The following is a 15,602-nucleotide window of genomic DNA, read 5'->3' as shown; positions in this document are numbered from 1 at the left end:
CGCCTGGCAAGACCACGCCGTCAGCGCGCGAACGCTGTCCTTCTTACAATGGCCCCATGATTGCACGCGAACCCACCTTGGCCCGTTTGTCCAGCGCCCAGAGCCTCCTGCTCGATCCCTTTGGCCTGACCCCCTCCCATCTGCAACGTGCATTGGGTGAAATCATGTCGCGTGGCGCGGACGACGCCGACCTCTATTTCCAGACCACGCGCAGCGAGGGCTGGAGCCTGGAAGAGGGCATCGTCAAGACCGGCAGCTTCAGCATCGACCAGGGCGTGGGCGTGCGCGCCGTCAGTGGTGAAAAGACCGCTTTCGCGTATTCGGACGATCTCTCCTGGGCCTCTTTGCTGGATGCGGCACACACCGTGCGCACGATCACCGCCCAGGGTCAGGACCGCAAGGTGCGCACGCCGGCCACCAAGGTCGCGAAATCGCGTTCGCTCTACCCCGGCCTGGATCCGATCGGCACGCTTGACAGCACCGCCAAGGTTGCGCTGCTGGAGAAGGTTGAAAAACTCGCCAAGGCCAAGGACCCGCGCGTGGTGCAGGTCATGGCGGGCCTGGCGGCCGAGCACGACGTCGTGCTGGTGGCGCGTGCCGACGGCACCATGGCCGCCGACGTGCGCCCGCTGATTCGCCTGTCGGTCACGGTGATCGCGGAACAAAAGGGCCGACGCGAAGTGGGATCTTCGGGTGGTGGTGGACGCTTCGGTCTGGCGTATTTTGACGACGCCATGGTTCAGTCTTACGTGGACGAAGCCGTGGACGCAGCGCTCACCAACCTCGATGCGCGGCCCGCGCCCGCGGGTGAAATGACCGTGGTGCTGGGTTCGGGCTGGCCGGGCGTGCTGCTGCACGAGGCGGTGGGCCACGGGCTCGAAGGCGACTTCAACCGCAAGGGCTCCAGCGCGTTTGCTGGGCGAGTCGGCCAGCGCGTGGCAGCCAAGGGCGTGACCGTGCTCGACGACGGCACCATGGCCGACCGCCGCGGCTCGCTCAACGTGGACGATGAAGGTTGTCCGACGCAGAAAAACGTGCTGATCGAAGACGGCATCCTGCGCGGCTACATCCAGGACGCGATGAACGCGCGCCTGATGGGCCTGAAGCCCACCGGCAACGGCCGGCGCGAAAGCTACGCCCACGTGCCCATGCCGCGCATGACCAACACCTACATGCTGGGTGGCGACAAGAGCCCGGAAGAAATCGTGGCCAGCATCAAGAAGGGCCTGTACGCCACCAACTTCGGCGGTGGTCAGGTCGACATCACCAGCGGCAAGTTCGTGTTCTCCGCCAGCCAGGCCTATTGGGTGGAAAACGGCCAGATCCAGTACCCGGTCAAGGGCGCCACGCTGGTCGGCAGCGGTCCCGAATCGCTCAAGAAGATCAGCATGATCGGCAACGACATGCGGCTGGACAGCGGCGTGGGCACCTGCGGCAAGGAAGGCCAAAGCGTGCCAGTGGGCGTGGGCCAGCCCACCTTGCGCATCGACGGGTTGACGGTCGGCGGCACCGCCTGAAGCTGCGGCGTCGGACGGGTTTTCCCCCTCAGCCGGGTTGTCCCGCTAAGGCCGTTTTGATAACATCCGGTCATCGGGAAAACAGCCTCCCGAGTTCCTTGCGGAATAGACGGTTTTCGTCCAAGTGCTGGCCACCACCTGATGTGGAGTGCCATCCATGGAAACCGTCGACACAAATCCCTCGCACGCTGTCAGCCCTGCCGCGCTTGCGGCGCTTCTCGGGCAACCCGACACCCCCTTGATCCTCGACGTGCGGCGCCCGGAACGCTTCGCACAGAGCCTTTACCGGCTGCCGCTGTCCCAGCATGTGGCACCGGATGCGCTGGTCGACTGGATGCGGCACAGAACGCCACAGGCCGTGGTGCTGTATTGCGTGTACGGCCACGAAGTCAGCCAGAGCGCCGCGGCGCGGTTGCGCGCTGCGGGCTGGGACGCACGCTACCTGCTGGGAGGCATCGAAGGCGGAGAGCCCGGGGTGGATGCCCTCGACCTGCTGACCAGCTGGCGGGCCACGCCAGCACCGCGGCTGCGCCAGCGCCCGGATCTGGGTGTCACCGGCGTTGGCCGTTCGCGCTGGATCACGCGCGAGCGCCCCAAGATCGACCGCATCGCCTGCCCCTGGCTGGTGCGCCGCTTCATTGACCGCGAGGCCGAGTTCTTGTTTGTACCCACGGGCGAGGTGCTGGAGCAGGCCGGGCGCCTGAACGCCATCGCCTTCGACCTGCCCGGTGCGCCCATTTCGCACGAGGGCGAACGTTGCAGCTTCGACAGTCTGATGAGCGCATGGGGTCTGGAGCTGCCGGCGCTTCAACGCCTGGCCCACATCGTGCGCGGGGCCGACACCGACCGGCTGGACCTGGCCGCTCCCGCCGCGGGCTTGCTGGCGGTGTCGCTGGGCATGTCGCGCCGCCACGCCGACAACGACCACGCCCTGCTGGCGGCCATGATGCCGGTGTACGACGCGCTCTACGCCTGGTGCTGCGATCAGCTGGGCGGCAACGCTGAAACCCACAACTGGAGACCGGCATGAACACCGCGCGCACCGTGAATTTCCGGGAGGCCTTGCGCTTCTGGTTCAAGCTGGGCTTCATCAGTTTTGGCGGGCCGGCAGGGCAGATCGCCGTCATGCACCGCGAGCTGGTGGAGGAAAAGCGCTGGATCAGCGAGCAGCGTTTCCTGCATGCGCTCAACTATTGCATGTTGCTGCCCGGGCCGGAGGCGCAACAGCTGGCCACCTACATCGGCTGGTTGCTGCACCGCAGCTGGGGTGGTGTGGTGGCCGGAGCGCTGTTCGTGTTGCCCTCACTGCTGATCCTGATCGGCCTGAGCTGGGTCTATGTGGTGTATGGCCAGGTGGCCTGGGTGGCGGGCCTGCTCTACGGCATCAAGCCGGCGGTGGCGGCGCTGGTGCTGCAGGCGGTCCACCGCATGGGCGGCAAGACGCTGCGGCATCCCCGGCGTGCGCCGCTGCTGTGGGCCATTGCGGTGGGCAGTTTTGTGGCCATCGCGGTGTTTTCTGTGCCCTTTCCAGCCGTGGTGCTGGCGGCGCTGGCGTTGGGCTGGCTGGGTGGGCGCTGGGCGCCGGCGCAGTTTGCGCGCGCCGGCAGCGGGCACACCGCCGCCGTGACCGGTGGCGTCCACGTGCCGGCGGTCATCGACGACCACACGCCCACGCCCGCCCATGCGCGCTTCAGCCGCGCGCGGCTGGTCCGCGTGCTGCTGACGGGGGCGGCTCTGTGGACGCTGCCGATGAGCGTGCTGGTGGCCTGGCAAGGCTGGAGCGGCACGTTGGCTGCCATGGGCTGGTTTTTCACCAAGGCAGCGCTGCTGACCTTCGGCGGCGCCTATGCGGTGTTGCCTTATGTGTACCAGGGAGCGGTGGTGGAGCACGGCTGGTTGCTCGGGCCGCAGATGATCGACGGTCTGGCGCTGGGCGAAACCACGCCGGGGCCGCTCATCATGGTGGTGGCCTTCGTGGGCTTTCTGGGCGGCTGGGGTCAGCAGGTGCTGGGGCCGGACACGCTGTTCCTCGGCGCAGCGCTGGCCGCGGTGGTGGTCACATGGTTCACCTTTCTGCCTTCGTTCGTCTTCATCCTGGCGGGTGGCCCGCTGGTGGAGCGCACGCACGGTAGGCTGCATTTCACCGCGCCGCTGACCGCGATCACCGCGGCCGTGGTGGGTGTGATCGCCAGCCTGGCGCTGTTCTTCCTGGTCCATGTGGCCTATCCGGCGGGCACCGCTGCGAACGGCTGGATGCGACCGGACTGGGTGGCGCTGGTTCTGGTGGCGGTGGCTGCGTTGGCGCTGATCAGATTCCAGCAGGGTGTGATCCGCGTCATCGTGGTCAGTGCGTTGATGGGTTGGGCGCTGAATGGCGTCGTCTGGGCCTGAAGGCGGCGATGTGTAAGACGCGTGTCATGCCGCCTGTGCTACATTCCAAACTTATGCAACAGCGCTTCGCTTTCGGCTTTTATTTTTGGTTCTCAGTCCCCGGCGGACGAGAGGCGAAGCTGTAAGCGCATCACCGAATCTCGTAAAAACCGCCGGAGCCACAAGCCCGGCGGTTTTTTTTGGCCCCGTTTTTCTTCTTCCGTTTTCTCCGCAACCCCCAACGAGGAGCTCCCTGATGACCGCCAAAGCCACACCCGCCAGAGCCGATGCCTGGCATTCGCGTCCCGCCGACAAGACCAGTCAGACCGACGACGAACGCATCAAGGACATCACCGTGCTCCCGCCTCCCGAACACCTGATCCGTTTTTTCCCCATCGGCGGCACGCCGGTGGAAGCCCTCATCAGCCAGACGCGCAAGTCCATTCACAACATGCTGCACGGGCAGGACGACCGCCTGCTGGTGGTGATCGGCCCGTGCTCGATCCACGACCCGGTTGCTGCGCTGGACTACGCGCGCCGCCTCAAGCCGCTGCGCGAGAAGTACGCCGACACGCTGGAGATCGTGATGCGCGTGTATTTCGAAAAGCCACGCACCACGGTGGGCTGGAAGGGGCTGATCAACGACCCCTACCTGGATCAGAGCTTCCGCATCGACGAAGGCCTGCGCATCGCGCGCCAGTTGCTGATCGAGATCAACCGCCAGGGCCTGCCCGCCGGCAGCGAATTCCTGGACGTGATTTCGCCGCAGTACATCGGTGACCTCATCAGCTGGGGCGCCATCGGCGCGCGCACCACCGAGAGCCAGGTGCACCGCGAACTGGCCTCGGGCCTGTCGGCCCCGATCGGCTTCAAGAACGGCACCGACGGCAACATCCGCATCGCGACCGACGCCATCCAGGCCGCCGCGCGTGGTCACCACTTTCTCTCGGTGCACAAGAACGGCCAGGTCGCGATCGTGCAGACCAACGGCAACAAGGACTGCCACGTGATCCTGCGCGGCGGCAAGTCCCCGAACTACGACGCTGGCCACGTGGCCGCTGCGGTCAAGGAGCTCGAAGCCGCCAAACTGGCTCCTCGCCTGATGGTGGACTGCAGCCACGCCAACAGCAGCAAACAGCACGAAAAGCAGCTCGATGTGGCGCGCGATATCGCGGCACAGATCGCAGGCGGCTCGCGCAGCGTGTTCGGCGTGATGATCGAAAGCCATATTGAAGCGGGCGCACAGAAATTCACCCCCGGCAAAGATGATGTCAGCAAGCTGGCCTACGGTCAGAGCATCACCGACGCCTGCCTGGGCTGGTCCGACTCGCTGGAGGCGCTGGAGGTGCTCTCTGCGGCCGTGCAGGGCGCGCGCCAGCTGAAGCCTTGATGCCGATGGGGGTGTGACTGTGTTGCCCCTTATGGGTCAAGTCCTGTATCGAATCGGGCAGAACCGTGACGTTTGCACGCCAGGGCACGTTGTCGCGGTTCAGGACCCTTGATATTCTGGCCTTCGTGCCGATAGGAAAAGCGGTAGAACTTTCTGGCGCCCGCGTGCTTCACGGACAGGGAGGCCAGAGTTGTCGGGAGTTGGAGTGGAGCAACCGGTATTGCGTCTGGGACTGTTGGGGTTTGCCGATCCGGTGGGGCTGAGGCTGCAAGCCTGGGCCGCCCAGGTGCATGAAGGCTGGCCGCAGTGGCGTAGCTGCGACCCCCATCTGGCCGACGCCTGGATGATCAATGGCGCTTCGGTCGATGTGCTGGGTCGGGACGAGGTGGTCATCCGCCACCCGTTGGGGAGTGGCGAGCGCCTGACGCTCAACCGCGCCGAGGTGGATCGGCCACTCGCCTTCGCCACGCCCTTGCCTGAGGGTTTTGCGTCGGCCGAGTTTTTCGAGGCGGACGACGAACTCAGCGTGCGCCAGCGCCTGCAGCGTTTTGAAGCCTGGCTGCGACCGCTGCGCAGCCAGTTTGCACTCGGGGCCGAGGTGGTGAAGCGCAACGGGCTCTACAAAGGCGTGGTGCACATCGTGCACGAAGGCAAGCTGCTGGCGGTGATCGATTTCGAGCGCTGGCAGGCTGGTTTGCTGATCCCGGCCCGTCCGGTGGATCTGGCCATGGCCGAGTGGGTGCAGCGCCCCGGGTTGTCGCGCGAGATTCCTTCGTCCTTCATCCGGTTGCCATTGCACCGGGTCATGTGGACCTACGCCGTGCGCACGCGCCTGGATGTGCTGCCGGAGCGATACCGCGAAAAGACGGTCTATTTGCGGCGGGTTCCGCATGTCCCGGCGCGCTGGTTTGACGAGGTGCACCTGCTCCTCATGCGCGAGCTGCTGGTGACGCCAACCTGCTTTGACCAGTTGCACGAGCGCACCGGCGTCGAAGCGTCCGAGTTGGCGCACCATCTGGCGGTGCTCTACCACGCGGGTGGTCTGACCACGGACGCCGACAGCGCGCGCCGGGCCGAGCCCGCTGCGCGGCGCGCGATGACGGCGCTGCAGTTTGACCAGGGCGATCACGAGAGCGACCTGCGTTCGCGGGTGGGACTGACCGAGCAGATGCCTCCCTCCAGCATTCTGCGCGATGCACCGCACTCGCCTTTGCGCGTCTCGACCGGGCCCGTTGCACCCGGGGAGGCGTCGCCACCTTCACCGGTGCGCTCCTGACAGGGGCGGTTGCTGGTCAGTCCCGGCGCGCCAAGGCACAATCAAGATCTGACCAAGATCCACACCGAGGAGTTGTCCGTATGCGCAGCCAAGTCACCGTGACCTGGGGTGAAACATCCACCTACCGCTTTGACCTGGAGGAGGTGCAGCCCATGCCGCACGACCAGGCCCGATCCTGGCTCGACGAACAGTTCACCACGCTGGGGTGTGAGCCGATCCGCCTGACCGGCAAGGTGCTGACGGCCGACAAGGTGTTGTGTGTGGCGCAGGCCGTGGGTGAAGAGCGCTTTCGCGAAGCGGCCCACAGCGAATGGGCCATGACGTTCGCCCGTGCCACCAGCGCCGCGCTGGCCAAGCCGGTGGTGTCTGTGGATCTGGTGACGCAGTCGCTCGGCTACTGAAGCACCGCACCGTTTCAGGCCGTCCCGAGGGCTGACAGCAGGCGGGCGTGGATGCCGCCAAAGCCACCATTGCTCATGCAGACCACGTGGTCACCGTCGCGTGCGGCGGCCACCACTTGAGCCACCAGTTCATCGATGGATCGGGCCACCTGGGCGCGTTCACCCATGGGTTGAAGGGCTTCCGCTGCATCCCAGTCAAGGCCGCCGGCGTGGCAAAACGCCAGATCGGCCGAATGCAGGCTCCAGGGCAGTTGTGACTTCATGGTGCCCAGCTTCATGGTGTTGCTGCGCGGTTCGAACACCGCGAGGATGCGACCACCCGACGTGAGCTTCTGATCCAGGCGCCGCCTCAGGCCGTCCAGCGTCGTGCGAATGGCGGTCGGGTGGTGGGCAAAATCGTCGTACACCGTGATGGTGCCGCCCGGTCGGGCGACGGTGCCACGCACCTCCATGCGGCGGCGCACATTCTCGAACCGGCCCAGGGCGCCGGCTGCGGCGGCCGGGTCAACGCCCACATGCTGTGCCGCCGCGATGGCCGCGAGTGCGTTGAGCTGGTTGTGCACGCCGGTGAGCGCCCATTCCACCCGGGCCACGTTCTGACCCCGCTCCAGCACATCAAAGGCATGGGGTTCGCCAACCGCAGTGAAGTCGCTGACCGCGGCACCGAAGCTGCGCACCTCGCTCCACAGGCCCTGGTGCAGCACCCGGTCCAGGCTTTCTTCGAGTCCATTGACCACCACCCGGCCCGAGCCCGGCACCGTGCGCACGAGGTGGTGGAACTGGCGCTCGATGGCCTTGAGGTCGTCGAAGATGTCCGCGTGGTCGAATTCAAGGTTGTTCAGGATGGCCGTGCGCGGGCGGTAGTGCACGAACTTGCTGCGTTTGTCGAAGAACGCGGTGTCGTATTCGTCGGCTTCAATGACGAAGAGGGGGTTGCGGGGCGGTTGCGCGCTCTGCTCCGTGTCCCCTGCCCGCTGCGCGGTCTCCTCCTTGACCTGCGCAGAGCGCACAGCCGCCCCGCCACCCAGTCTTGCAGATACACCGAAGTTCATCGGCACGCCACCGACCAGAAAGCCCGGGTTCAGGCCGTTGGCCTCCAGGATCCAGGTCAGCATGGCCGTGGTGGTGGTCTTTCCGTGGGTGCCGGCCACCGCCAGCACATGGCGGCCTTGCAACACGTGTTCGGCCAGCCATTGCGGACCGCTGGTGTAGGGAGCGCCAGCGTCCAGGATGGCCTCCATCAGCGGGAACTTCGGGCTCCCATCGGGCAGTCGTCCCCGGCTCACCACGTTGCCGACCACGAACATGTCGGGTGCCAGCGCCATCTGGTCGGCACCAAAGCCTTCGATCAGGTCGATGCCCAGCGCCTGGAGCTGGTCGCTCATGGGGGGGTAGACACCGGCGTCACAACCGGTGACGCGGTGGCCGGCCTCGCGGGCGAGCGCGGCCAGACCGCCCATGAACGTGCCACAAATACCCAGGATGTGAATATGCATCGTGTGATTCTAGGGGGGACCAACCCTGCTGGCCGGCAGACCAAAGCGGTCCCTGGCGGCATGGGCGCGGGCCAGCAGGCAAAATGTCCCGATGCAAGTTGATCGGACCGGTCCCACCGCAGAAATTGCCGCCGTGGCTGCGCGCCTCGTGGTGGAAGAAGGGCTCGAATACGCGACGGCCAAGCGCCATGCCGGCAAGCAGCTTGGCTTGTCATCGCGCGGGCTCTGGCCCGACAACGCGACGCTGGACGCAGCGGTGCGCGAGCACATCGCCATTTTTTGCGCCGACACCCAGGCGATCGAGTTGCAGGTGTTGCGGCGGGAGGCCCTGGTCTGGCTGGACCGGCTGGCGGATTTCAGACCGCATTTGAGCGGCGCTGTCTGGCACGGCACCGCGACCCGGCACAGCGACATCCATATCCAGCTGTTCTGCGACGATCCCAAGGCGGCCGAATGGGCCTTGCTCGATCGCCGGGTGGATTACCGCCCGGGCACGGTCATGGGCTGGCGCGGCGAGCCGGTGGATGTGTTGACCTTGCGCGTGCGCTGTGAGGAACTGGGGCAATGGGTGCTGATCCATCTTCTGGTGCACGACCTGGACGATCTGCGTGGGGCGCTCAAACCGGATGGACAGGGCCGCAAGCCGCGCGGAGACGCGCAGGCCTTGCGCGATCTGATGACCCAGGGAACCGAGGAAAATTCCGCATGAGCATGAATCGACGGACCGCCTGGATGTTGGGCGTGGCGGCGGCCGCAGGCGCCGCCGGGGCCGGGCTGGCGCTGTGGCGTCATCGGCCGCAGCCGGTGTTGTCCGACGCCGAGGCCGAGTTCTGGGCTTCGCGTTTTGAAGACCCCGACGGCCAGCCGCTGGCGCTGGAGCGCTTTCGCGGTCAGCCTTTGCTGGTGAACTTCTGGGCCACCTGGTGTCCGCCCTGCGTCGAGGAATTGCCAATGCTGAACGCGTTCTACCGCGAGCACCAGGCGCGGGGATGGCAGGTGGTGGGACTGGCCGTCGACCAGCTGCCTGCGGTGCGCAGCTTCCTTCAGAAATTGCCGCTGGCGTTTCCGGTGGGCATGGTTGGCTTTGCCGGCACCGAGCTCAGCCGCGTCCTGGGCAATCCCGGTGGTGGCCTGCCTTACACCGTCGTGTTCGATCGATCGGGCGTGGTGCTGCATCAAAAAGTGGGCAAAGTCAGCCAGGCCGATCTGGATTTGTGGGCGAAACTGGCTTGACAGATGGCGCGGGACAGGGATACTTCCGCTCCAAAAACAGGCACGCATGCCGTTTGTCATGACAACTCAAGTCTGGCTGAAAAAGGGATAAAGTCCCATTAATTGCAGCCAAACGGTCTTTTCTCCGGTTTGTTCATGGTGTCATGTGCCTGCGTTCCATGAGATCTGGAATGTGTCGCTTCGTGTACACTGCGGCACCCCATTTGGCCAGCTGCATGCATGTTCAAGGAACTTGAGTGCAAATGGTTGGATTTGACAGATTTTCGTTGGAGTAATCATGGATCTGAGAAAACTGAAGACACTGATTGACCTGGTGTCCGAGTCGAACGTGTCCGAGCTGGAAATCACGGAGGCCGAAGGCAAGGTACGCATCGTCAAGAGCGCGCCGGTCGGGATGCACGCCCCAGTGACCTACACCATGGCCCCGGCGGTTCCGGCGCCCTCCGTGGCAGCAACGCCGGCGGTCGAGGTGGCGGCAGCACCCGCCATCGTGTCGGCCGAGCCTGCCGGGCACACCGTCAAATCGCCCATGGTCGGCACCTTCTACCGCTCGTCCAGCCCTGGCGCAAAGGCATTTGTTGAAGTCGGCGACACGATCAAGGAAGGCGAGACCATCTGCATCGTCGAGGCGATGAAGATCCTCAACGAGATCGAGGCCGACAAGAGTGGCACCGTCAAGCAGATCCTGGTGGACAACGGGCAGGCGGTCGAATACGGCCAGCCCCTGTTTGTCATCGAATAAGCGGTCGGCCCATGTTCAAAAAAATCCTGATCGCCAACCGGGGTGAAATTGCCCTGCGGGTCCAGCGCGCTTGCCGTGAGATGGGCATCAAGGCGGTGATGGTCTATTCCGAAGCCGATCGCGATGCCAAGTATGTGCGCCTGGCGGATGAGTCGGTCTGTATCGGGCCGGCGGCTTCGGGGCAGAGCTATCTCAGCATGCCCGCCATCATCTCCGCGGCCGAAGTGACCGACGCCGAAGCCATTCACCCCGGCTACGGATTCCTGTCGGAGAACGCCGATTTCGCCGAACGGGTCGAGCAGAGCGGGTTCACCTTCATCGGCCCGTCACCCGAGTCGATTCGCCTGATGGGCGACAAGGTGTCGGCCAAACAGGCCATGATCCGCGCCGGCGTGCCTTGCGTGCCCGGTTCGGACGGCGCCTTGCCCGATGATCCGGTCGTCATCAAGCGCACCGCCAAGGCCGTGGGCTACCCGGTCATCATCAAGGCGGCGGGTGGTGGTGGCGGTCGTGGCATGCGCGTCGTGCACACCGAGGCGGCGCTGCTGCACGCGGTGCAGACGACCAAGGCCGAGGCCGGGGCCGCTTTCGGCAATCCCGAGGTGTACATGGAGAAGTTTCTCCAGAACCCGCGCCACATCGAGATCCAGGTGATGGCCGACACGCACCGCAACGCGGTGTATCTCGGCGAGCGCGACTGTTCCATGCAGCGGCGCCACCAGAAGGTGATCGAAGAAGCGCCGGCGCCTGGCATTCCCCGTCGACTGATCGAAAAGATTGGCGAGCGCTGCGCGGCCGCCTGCAAGAAGATCGGCTACCGGGGTGCGGGCACCTTCGAGTTCCTGTTTGAAAACGGCGAGTTTTATTTCATCGAGATGAACACCCGTGTGCAGGTGGAACACCCGGTGACCGAGTGGATCACGGGCGTGGACATCGTGCGCACCCAGATCGCGGTGGCGGCTGGCGAGAAGCTGCCGTTCACACAGCGCCAGATCCAGTTGCGCGGCCACGCCATCGAGGTCCGGATCAACGCCGAAGACGCCTACAAGTTCACGCCCTCGCCGGGCCGCATCACCACCTGGCACATGCCCGGAGGGCCGGGGGTGCGTGTCGACTCGCACGCCTACGCCAACTACTTCGTGCCGCCGAACTACGACTCCATGATCGGCAAGATCATCGTGCACGGCGACACGCGTGAGCAGGCCTTGGCGCGCATGCGCACGGCCTTGGCGGAAACCGTGATCGAAGGCATCAAGACCAACATCCCGCTGCACCGCGAGCTGATGGTCGACGCCAGTTTTGTGACCGGTGGCACCAACATCCACTACCTTGAAGAGTGGTTGTCCCAGCGCGAGAGGTAAGCCTCTCCCCCGAAGGGCCTTCGGCGCCTTCCCCTCAGGGGGAAACACCTGCGGCCCGGCAAAGCCGGTTCCGCGGTGTGTTCGGGAAGTCTCTCCTCATTTGTTGAGGTTTCGTTGACTGTTCGAAATTCACCCCATGTCCTCCCTTTATGAGTTGGTCTTGCTGGCCCCTGAAGCCGCGGTAGAGATGGTCAGCGACGCGTTGGTGGCGCTGGACGCCTTGAGCGTCTCGGTGGAGGACGCCGATGCCCTGACGCCGTCCGAGCAGGCGCTGTTTGGCGAGCCGGGCATGCCAGCGCCCAAGGCCGGCTGGAACCGCTCGCGCGTGGTGGCGCTGTTCCAGACCGAAGCCGAAGCGCGCGAAGCGGCGGCGTTGTTGATCGTGCAGGACTTTTTTGAAGGCTGTGAGGTGCTGGGTGTGCAGGCCGTGGTCGAGCAGGATTGGGTGCGTCTGACCCAGTCGCAGTTCGACCCGGTGGAGATCACCCCCACCTTCTGGATCGTGCCGAGCTGGCACGAACCGCCCGCCGCGGCGCAGCAGGTGATCCGGCTCGATCCGGGCCTGGCGTTCGGTACCGGGACCCACCCGACCACGCGCATGTGTCTGCGCTGGACAGCGCAACAGGGTGCGCAGGGGCAGCGGGTGCTCGACTACGGTTGTGGTTCGGGCATCCTGGCCATCGGTGCGGCCAAGCACGGGGCGCGCGAGATCGACGCGGTGGACATCGACCCCGCTGCGGTCGAAGCCACGCGGCTCAACGCAGCGGCCAATCATGCCCAGCTGAATGCGGGTCTGCCCGACCGGGCACTGGGCGAATACGACCTGGTGCTGGCCAACATCCTGGCCACGCCACTGAAGGTGCTGGCGCCGCTGCTTTGCAGCCATGTGCGCACCGGTGGACACCTGGTGCTGGCCGGCATTCTGGCGCGGCAGGCCGATGAACTGAGGGAGGCCTATGCCCCCTGGGTGGCTTTGTCTGTCAGCGACGAAGAGGATGGCTGGATCCTGATGACCGCGGTCAAGGCCTGACACCTTGACGCGTCGAAATGACTGATGCCTGCGTCGTGGCCGGCGGGCCGGTCGGGCACTGCCGGCCTGCAATAATCTTGGCATGAGTTTCACCACCCGTTGTCCGGCTTGCGGAACGATGTTCAAGGTCGTGCCCGACCAGTTGAAGATCTCCGACGGCTGGGTGCGTTGTGGCCATTGCGCCGATGTGTTCGACGCCACGCTGTACCTGCAGACCTGGGAGGCGCCAGCACCCGAACCCCAGCCGGCACCCGCGGCCGCCCCCGCAGCGGCACTCGAATCACCCGCAGGGCACCCGTCTGGCATGGCGCCAGTCTCAGTGCCATCGGGGACGGCAAACGCTCTCCCGAGCCAGGAGTCGTTGACCCCCGCCATCGAGGAGGCCATCCCGCAAGCCACGGGCGTCTGGGACCCCAGCGCCGCGGTCATCGAGGATGCCAACGAACTGTCCGGTCAAACGCCCCAAAACGGGTGGTTGGCGTCGTCCGATATCGACGACGGTGACTGGCTTCTCGCGCCGCCCGCAGAAGAATGGTCGCCGCAGCAGGAAGCACAAGATGCTGCTGACTGGCAGGCACTGCAGGCGCCCGACGACCCACCGTTTGAGTCGCCCTTCGCGCCGCTGGAGGCCGTGCGAGTGCTGGCTGAATCCGGGCCACTGGACTTCGAAGACCAACTGGATCTGGCCAACCAGCCGGAGTCGCCGGCGGTGGCGAGCAGGGATGACGGGGCGGACTTTCAGGCGGAACTGAAGCGGTTCGCTGCCGCTGCGGCCGGCGCTTCCCAGGCCATTGAGGCCGAAGTCAAAACGGCACCGCCACCACCTGCGCCTGCACCTGTTCCTCCGTCTGCGCCTGCGCCCCAACCCGAAAGGGTCTCGCTGGAAGACGATCCGGCGGTGCAGGAAGTCGAGCCCGGTTTTGTGCTGCAGGCCCGGCGACAGGCCTTCTGGCGTTCCCCGGGCATGCGCTCGGCGCTGCTGTTGCTGGCGGTGACTTTGGCGGCGTTGCTTGCCGCGCAGTGGGCTGTGCAGGAGCGCGATCAACTCGCCGCCCGGCAACCTTCTCTGGTACCCCTGCTGAACCTCTTGTGCAAACCCTCGGGGTGCGCGCTGCAGGCGCCACGGAATATTGATGCGGTGGTGATCGACAGTTCGACCCTGGTCCGCCGGCTGGGCAACTTCTACTCTTTCGATCTGGTGCTCAAGAACAGCGCCTCAACACCGGTGGCCATGCCGGCGCTGGAGCTCAGCCTCACCGACACTGCCGACGCCGTCATAACGCGCCGCGTCTTTCTGGCGGAAGAGTTGCCCGGTGCGCCTGCGGTCTTGCCCGCCCAGGGCACGCAGGCGGTCAGCCTGCGTCTCTCGCTCGCCGAGGGCGGGGCGAGCGCCATGACCGGTTACCGTGCACTCGTTTTTTATCCCTGACCCCCCACTCCCACCATGTCCATCCTCATCTGCGGCTCGCTCGCCTTCGACACCATCATGACGTTTGAGGGCCGCTTTGCCGAGCAGATCCTGCCCAGCCAGCTGCACATCCTGAACGTTTCCTTCCTGGTACCGGGGCTGCGGCGCGAATACGGTGGCTGTGCTGGCAACATCGCCTATGGCCTGAGGCAGCTGGGCTCGCCAGCTGTGCCGCTGGCCATGGTGGGCAACGATGCGCAGGACTACCTCGGTCGGATGCAAGGACTGGGCGTGGACACGCGTTTCATCGGCACGACCTCGGACAACTACACCGCCCAGGCGATGATCATGACCGACCGTGACAACAACCAGATCACGGCCTTTCACCCGGGCGCGATGTCCGAGGCCCATGCGAACGCGGTGCCGACCGATGCGGGCATTCGGCTGGCCATCGTCTCGCCCGATGGCCGCGACGCCATGTTGCAGCACGCGCGGCAACTGCACGCCGCGGGTATCCCGTTTGTGTTCGATCCGGGTCAGGGTCTGCCCATGTTCAATGGCGAAGAGCTGGCGCAGTTCATCGAGCTCGCGACCTGGGTCACCGTGAACGATTACGAGGGCAAGATGCTCAGCGACCGCACCGGTCTGAGCTTTGAGGCCATCGCGGCACGGGTCAAGGGATTGATCGTCACCCTCGGCGAGCACGGGTGCGAGGTCTGGGAGCAGGGCGGCAAGACCCTGGTGCCCGGTGTGAAAGCGACCGAGGTGCTCGATCCCACGGGGTGTGGTGACGCCTTCCGTGCGGCCTTGCTGCACGGTCTGGCACTAGGCTGGGCGCTGCCGCGCTGTGCCGAGCTGGGCAACCGCATCGGCGCAGCCAAGATCGCCAGCCGCGGTGGACAGAACTACACGCTGGTGGACTGATCGCCGCGCACCACAAATGAAAAAGCCCGGCGCTTTCACGCCGGGCTTGTCAAGTCATCGCAGGGACGACTTCAGGGCTTGCTGGACGTCGGGAACGGCCAGGCAGCCTGAGGGTTCAGCTTGGTTTGAGCTGCTGGTGCCGCAGGGGCTGCCGGCTTCTTGGCCGGCTCAGCTTTTTTTGCTGGGGCTGCCTTTTTCACGACGGCTTTTTTGGCCGGTGCAGCTTTCTTGGCCGGAGCGGCCTTCTTCGCTGGGGCTGCCTTTTTCACGACGGCTTTTTTGGCCGGTGCAGCTTTCTTGGCCGGAGCGGCCTTCTTCGCTGGGGCTGCCTTCTTCGCTGGGGCTGCCTTTTTCACGACGGCTTTTTTGGCCGGTGCAGCTTTCTTGGCCGGAGCGGCCTTCTTCGCTGGGGCTGCCTTTTTCACGACGGCTTTTTTGGCCGGTGCAGCTTTCT

At 65.4% G+C, this 15,602-nt stretch carries 15 protein-coding genes; 13 read left to right on the top strand and 2 right to left on the bottom strand.

Features of this window, described 5'->3' with window-relative positions; all coding sequences use genetic code 11:
• Positions 1-56: 56 nt before the first annotated feature.
• The 6 genes from tldD (at position 57) to ACN5W5_RS11300 (ending at position 6,954) form a co-directional block, all read left to right on the top strand.
• On the top strand, positions 57-1,517 hold the full coding sequence (tldD, locus tag ACN5W5_RS11325; protein WP_177132109.1) for a metalloprotease TldD: 1,461 nt from the start codon (positions 57-59) through the stop codon (positions 1,515-1,517).
• Positions 1,518-1,674: 157 nt separating this feature from the next.
• Positions 1,675-2,547 (top strand): chromate resistance protein ChrB domain-containing protein, encoded by an 873-nt coding sequence (locus tag ACN5W5_RS11320; protein WP_420048615.1) that lies wholly within the window; start codon positions 1,675-1,677, stop codon positions 2,545-2,547.
• Complete coding sequence (gene chrA / locus ACN5W5_RS11315) at positions 2,544-3,908, top strand: chromate efflux transporter (RefSeq protein ID WP_420048614.1); 1,365 nt, start codon at positions 2,544-2,546, stop codon at positions 3,906-3,908. Before ACN5W5_RS11320 ends, chrA begins: the two co-directional genes overlap by 4 nt.
• Positions 3,909-4,143: 235 nt before the next feature.
• Positions 4,144-5,277: a 3-deoxy-7-phosphoheptulonate synthase gene (locus ACN5W5_RS11310; protein ID WP_420048613.1), complete on the top strand. Its 1,134-nt coding sequence runs from the start codon at positions 4,144-4,146 to the stop codon at positions 5,275-5,277.
• A gap of 220 nt (positions 5,278-5,497) precedes the next feature.
• On the top strand, positions 5,498-6,553 hold the full coding sequence (locus ACN5W5_RS11305; protein ID WP_420048612.1) for a hypothetical protein: 1,056 nt from the start codon (positions 5,498-5,500) through the stop codon (positions 6,551-6,553).
• Positions 6,554-6,633: 80 nt separating this feature from the next.
• Positions 6,634-6,954 carry a hypothetical protein gene (locus tag ACN5W5_RS11300; protein WP_420048611.1) on the top strand — a complete coding sequence of 107 codons (321 nt, stop codon included), beginning with the start codon at positions 6,634-6,636 and terminating at the stop codon, positions 6,952-6,954.
• Between the two features lie 14 nt (positions 6,955-6,968).
• Here ACN5W5_RS11300 and mpl read toward each other — a convergent pair whose 3' ends face one another.
• Positions 6,969-8,450, bottom strand: a complete 1,482-nt coding sequence (mpl, locus tag ACN5W5_RS11295; RefSeq protein WP_420048610.1) for a UDP-N-acetylmuramate:L-alanyl-gamma-D-glutamyl-meso-diaminopimelate ligase — start codon at positions 8,448-8,450, stop codon at positions 6,969-6,971.
• 91 nt (positions 8,451-8,541) lie between these two features.
• Here mpl and ACN5W5_RS11290 point away from each other — a divergent pair, with 91 nt between their 5' ends.
• The 7 genes from ACN5W5_RS11290 (at position 8,542) to ACN5W5_RS11260 (ending at position 15,148) form a co-directional block, all read left to right on the top strand.
• Entirely contained in the window at positions 8,542-9,159 is a 618-nt protein-coding gene (locus tag ACN5W5_RS11290; protein WP_210824010.1) for a hypothetical protein, read from the top strand.
• Positions 9,156-9,683, top strand: a complete 528-nt coding sequence (locus ACN5W5_RS11285; protein WP_420048609.1) for a TlpA disulfide reductase family protein — start codon at positions 9,156-9,158, stop codon at positions 9,681-9,683. Before ACN5W5_RS11290 ends, ACN5W5_RS11285 begins: the two co-directional genes overlap by 4 nt.
• Positions 9,684-9,960: 277 nt before the next feature.
• A complete protein-coding gene (gene accB / locus ACN5W5_RS11280) occupies positions 9,961-10,425 on the top strand; it encodes an acetyl-CoA carboxylase biotin carboxyl carrier protein (RefSeq protein WP_177132082.1) in 465 nt (154 codons plus the stop codon).
• An 11-nt stretch (positions 10,426-10,436) separates the two neighbouring features.
• Entirely contained in the window at positions 10,437-11,786 is a 1,350-nt protein-coding gene (accC, locus tag ACN5W5_RS11275) for an acetyl-CoA carboxylase biotin carboxylase subunit (protein ID WP_420048608.1), read from the top strand.
• Positions 11,787-11,922: 136 nt separating this feature from the next.
• Positions 11,923-12,816, top strand: a complete 894-nt coding sequence (gene prmA / locus ACN5W5_RS11270) for a 50S ribosomal protein L11 methyltransferase (RefSeq protein ID WP_420048607.1) — start codon at positions 11,923-11,925, stop codon at positions 12,814-12,816.
• A gap of 82 nt (positions 12,817-12,898) precedes the next feature.
• Complete coding sequence (locus ACN5W5_RS11265) at positions 12,899-14,245, top strand: DUF3426 domain-containing protein (protein ID WP_420048606.1); 1,347 nt, start codon at positions 12,899-12,901, stop codon at positions 14,243-14,245.
• A gap of 15 nt (positions 14,246-14,260) precedes the next feature.
• On the top strand, positions 14,261-15,148 hold the full coding sequence (locus ACN5W5_RS11260) for a carbohydrate kinase family protein (RefSeq protein ID WP_420048605.1): 888 nt from the start codon (positions 14,261-14,263) through the stop codon (positions 15,146-15,148).
• A gap of 71 nt (positions 15,149-15,219) precedes the next feature.
• Here the strand turns inward: ACN5W5_RS11260 and ACN5W5_RS11255 are convergent.
• A partial coding sequence (locus ACN5W5_RS11255; protein WP_420048604.1) for a histone occupies positions 15,220-15,602 on the bottom strand: 383 nt, incomplete at its 5' end.

Source organism: Hydrogenophaga sp. ZJX-1, assembly GCF_048590325.1.
Classification (GTDB): Bacteria; Pseudomonadota; Gammaproteobacteria; order Burkholderiales; family Burkholderiaceae_C; genus Hydrogenophaga.
Note: the sequence above shows the minus strand (reverse complement) of the source record. Positions and strands in the feature narration are given on the sequence as shown.

Bases quoted from the DNA above. Each gene is read 5' to 3' on its own strand.
- tldD (WP_177132109.1), top strand. From the start codon at position 57: ATGATTGCACGCGAACCCACCTTGGCCCGTTTGTCCAGCGCCCAGAGC.
- ACN5W5_RS11320 (WP_420048615.1), top strand. From the start codon at position 1,675: ATGGAAACCGTCGACACAAATCCCTCGCACGCTGTCAGCCCTGCCGCG.
- chrA (WP_420048614.1), top strand. From the start codon at position 2,544: ATGAACACCGCGCGCACCGTGAATTTCCGGGAGGCCTTGCGCTTCTGG.
- ACN5W5_RS11310 (WP_420048613.1), top strand. From the start codon at position 4,144: ATGACCGCCAAAGCCACACCCGCCAGAGCCGATGCCTGGCATTCGCGT.
- ACN5W5_RS11300 (WP_420048611.1), top strand. From the start codon at position 6,634: ATGCGCAGCCAAGTCACCGTGACCTGGGGTGAAACATCCACCTACCGC.
- mpl (WP_420048610.1), bottom strand. From the start codon at position 8,450: ATGCATATTCACATCCTGGGTATTTGTGGCACGTTCATGGGCGGTCTG.
- ACN5W5_RS11290 (WP_210824010.1), top strand. From the start codon at position 8,542: ATGCAAGTTGATCGGACCGGTCCCACCGCAGAAATTGCCGCCGTGGCT.
- ACN5W5_RS11285 (WP_420048609.1), top strand. From the start codon at position 9,156: ATGAGCATGAATCGACGGACCGCCTGGATGTTGGGCGTGGCGGCGGCC.
- accB (WP_177132082.1), top strand. From the start codon at position 9,961: ATGGATCTGAGAAAACTGAAGACACTGATTGACCTGGTGTCCGAGTCG.
- accC (WP_420048608.1), top strand. From the start codon at position 10,437: ATGTTCAAAAAAATCCTGATCGCCAACCGGGGTGAAATTGCCCTGCGG.
- prmA (WP_420048607.1), top strand. From the start codon at position 11,923: ATGTCCTCCCTTTATGAGTTGGTCTTGCTGGCCCCTGAAGCCGCGGTA.
- ACN5W5_RS11265 (WP_420048606.1), top strand. From the start codon at position 12,899: ATGAGTTTCACCACCCGTTGTCCGGCTTGCGGAACGATGTTCAAGGTC.
- ACN5W5_RS11260 (WP_420048605.1), top strand. From the start codon at position 14,261: ATGTCCATCCTCATCTGCGGCTCGCTCGCCTTCGACACCATCATGACG.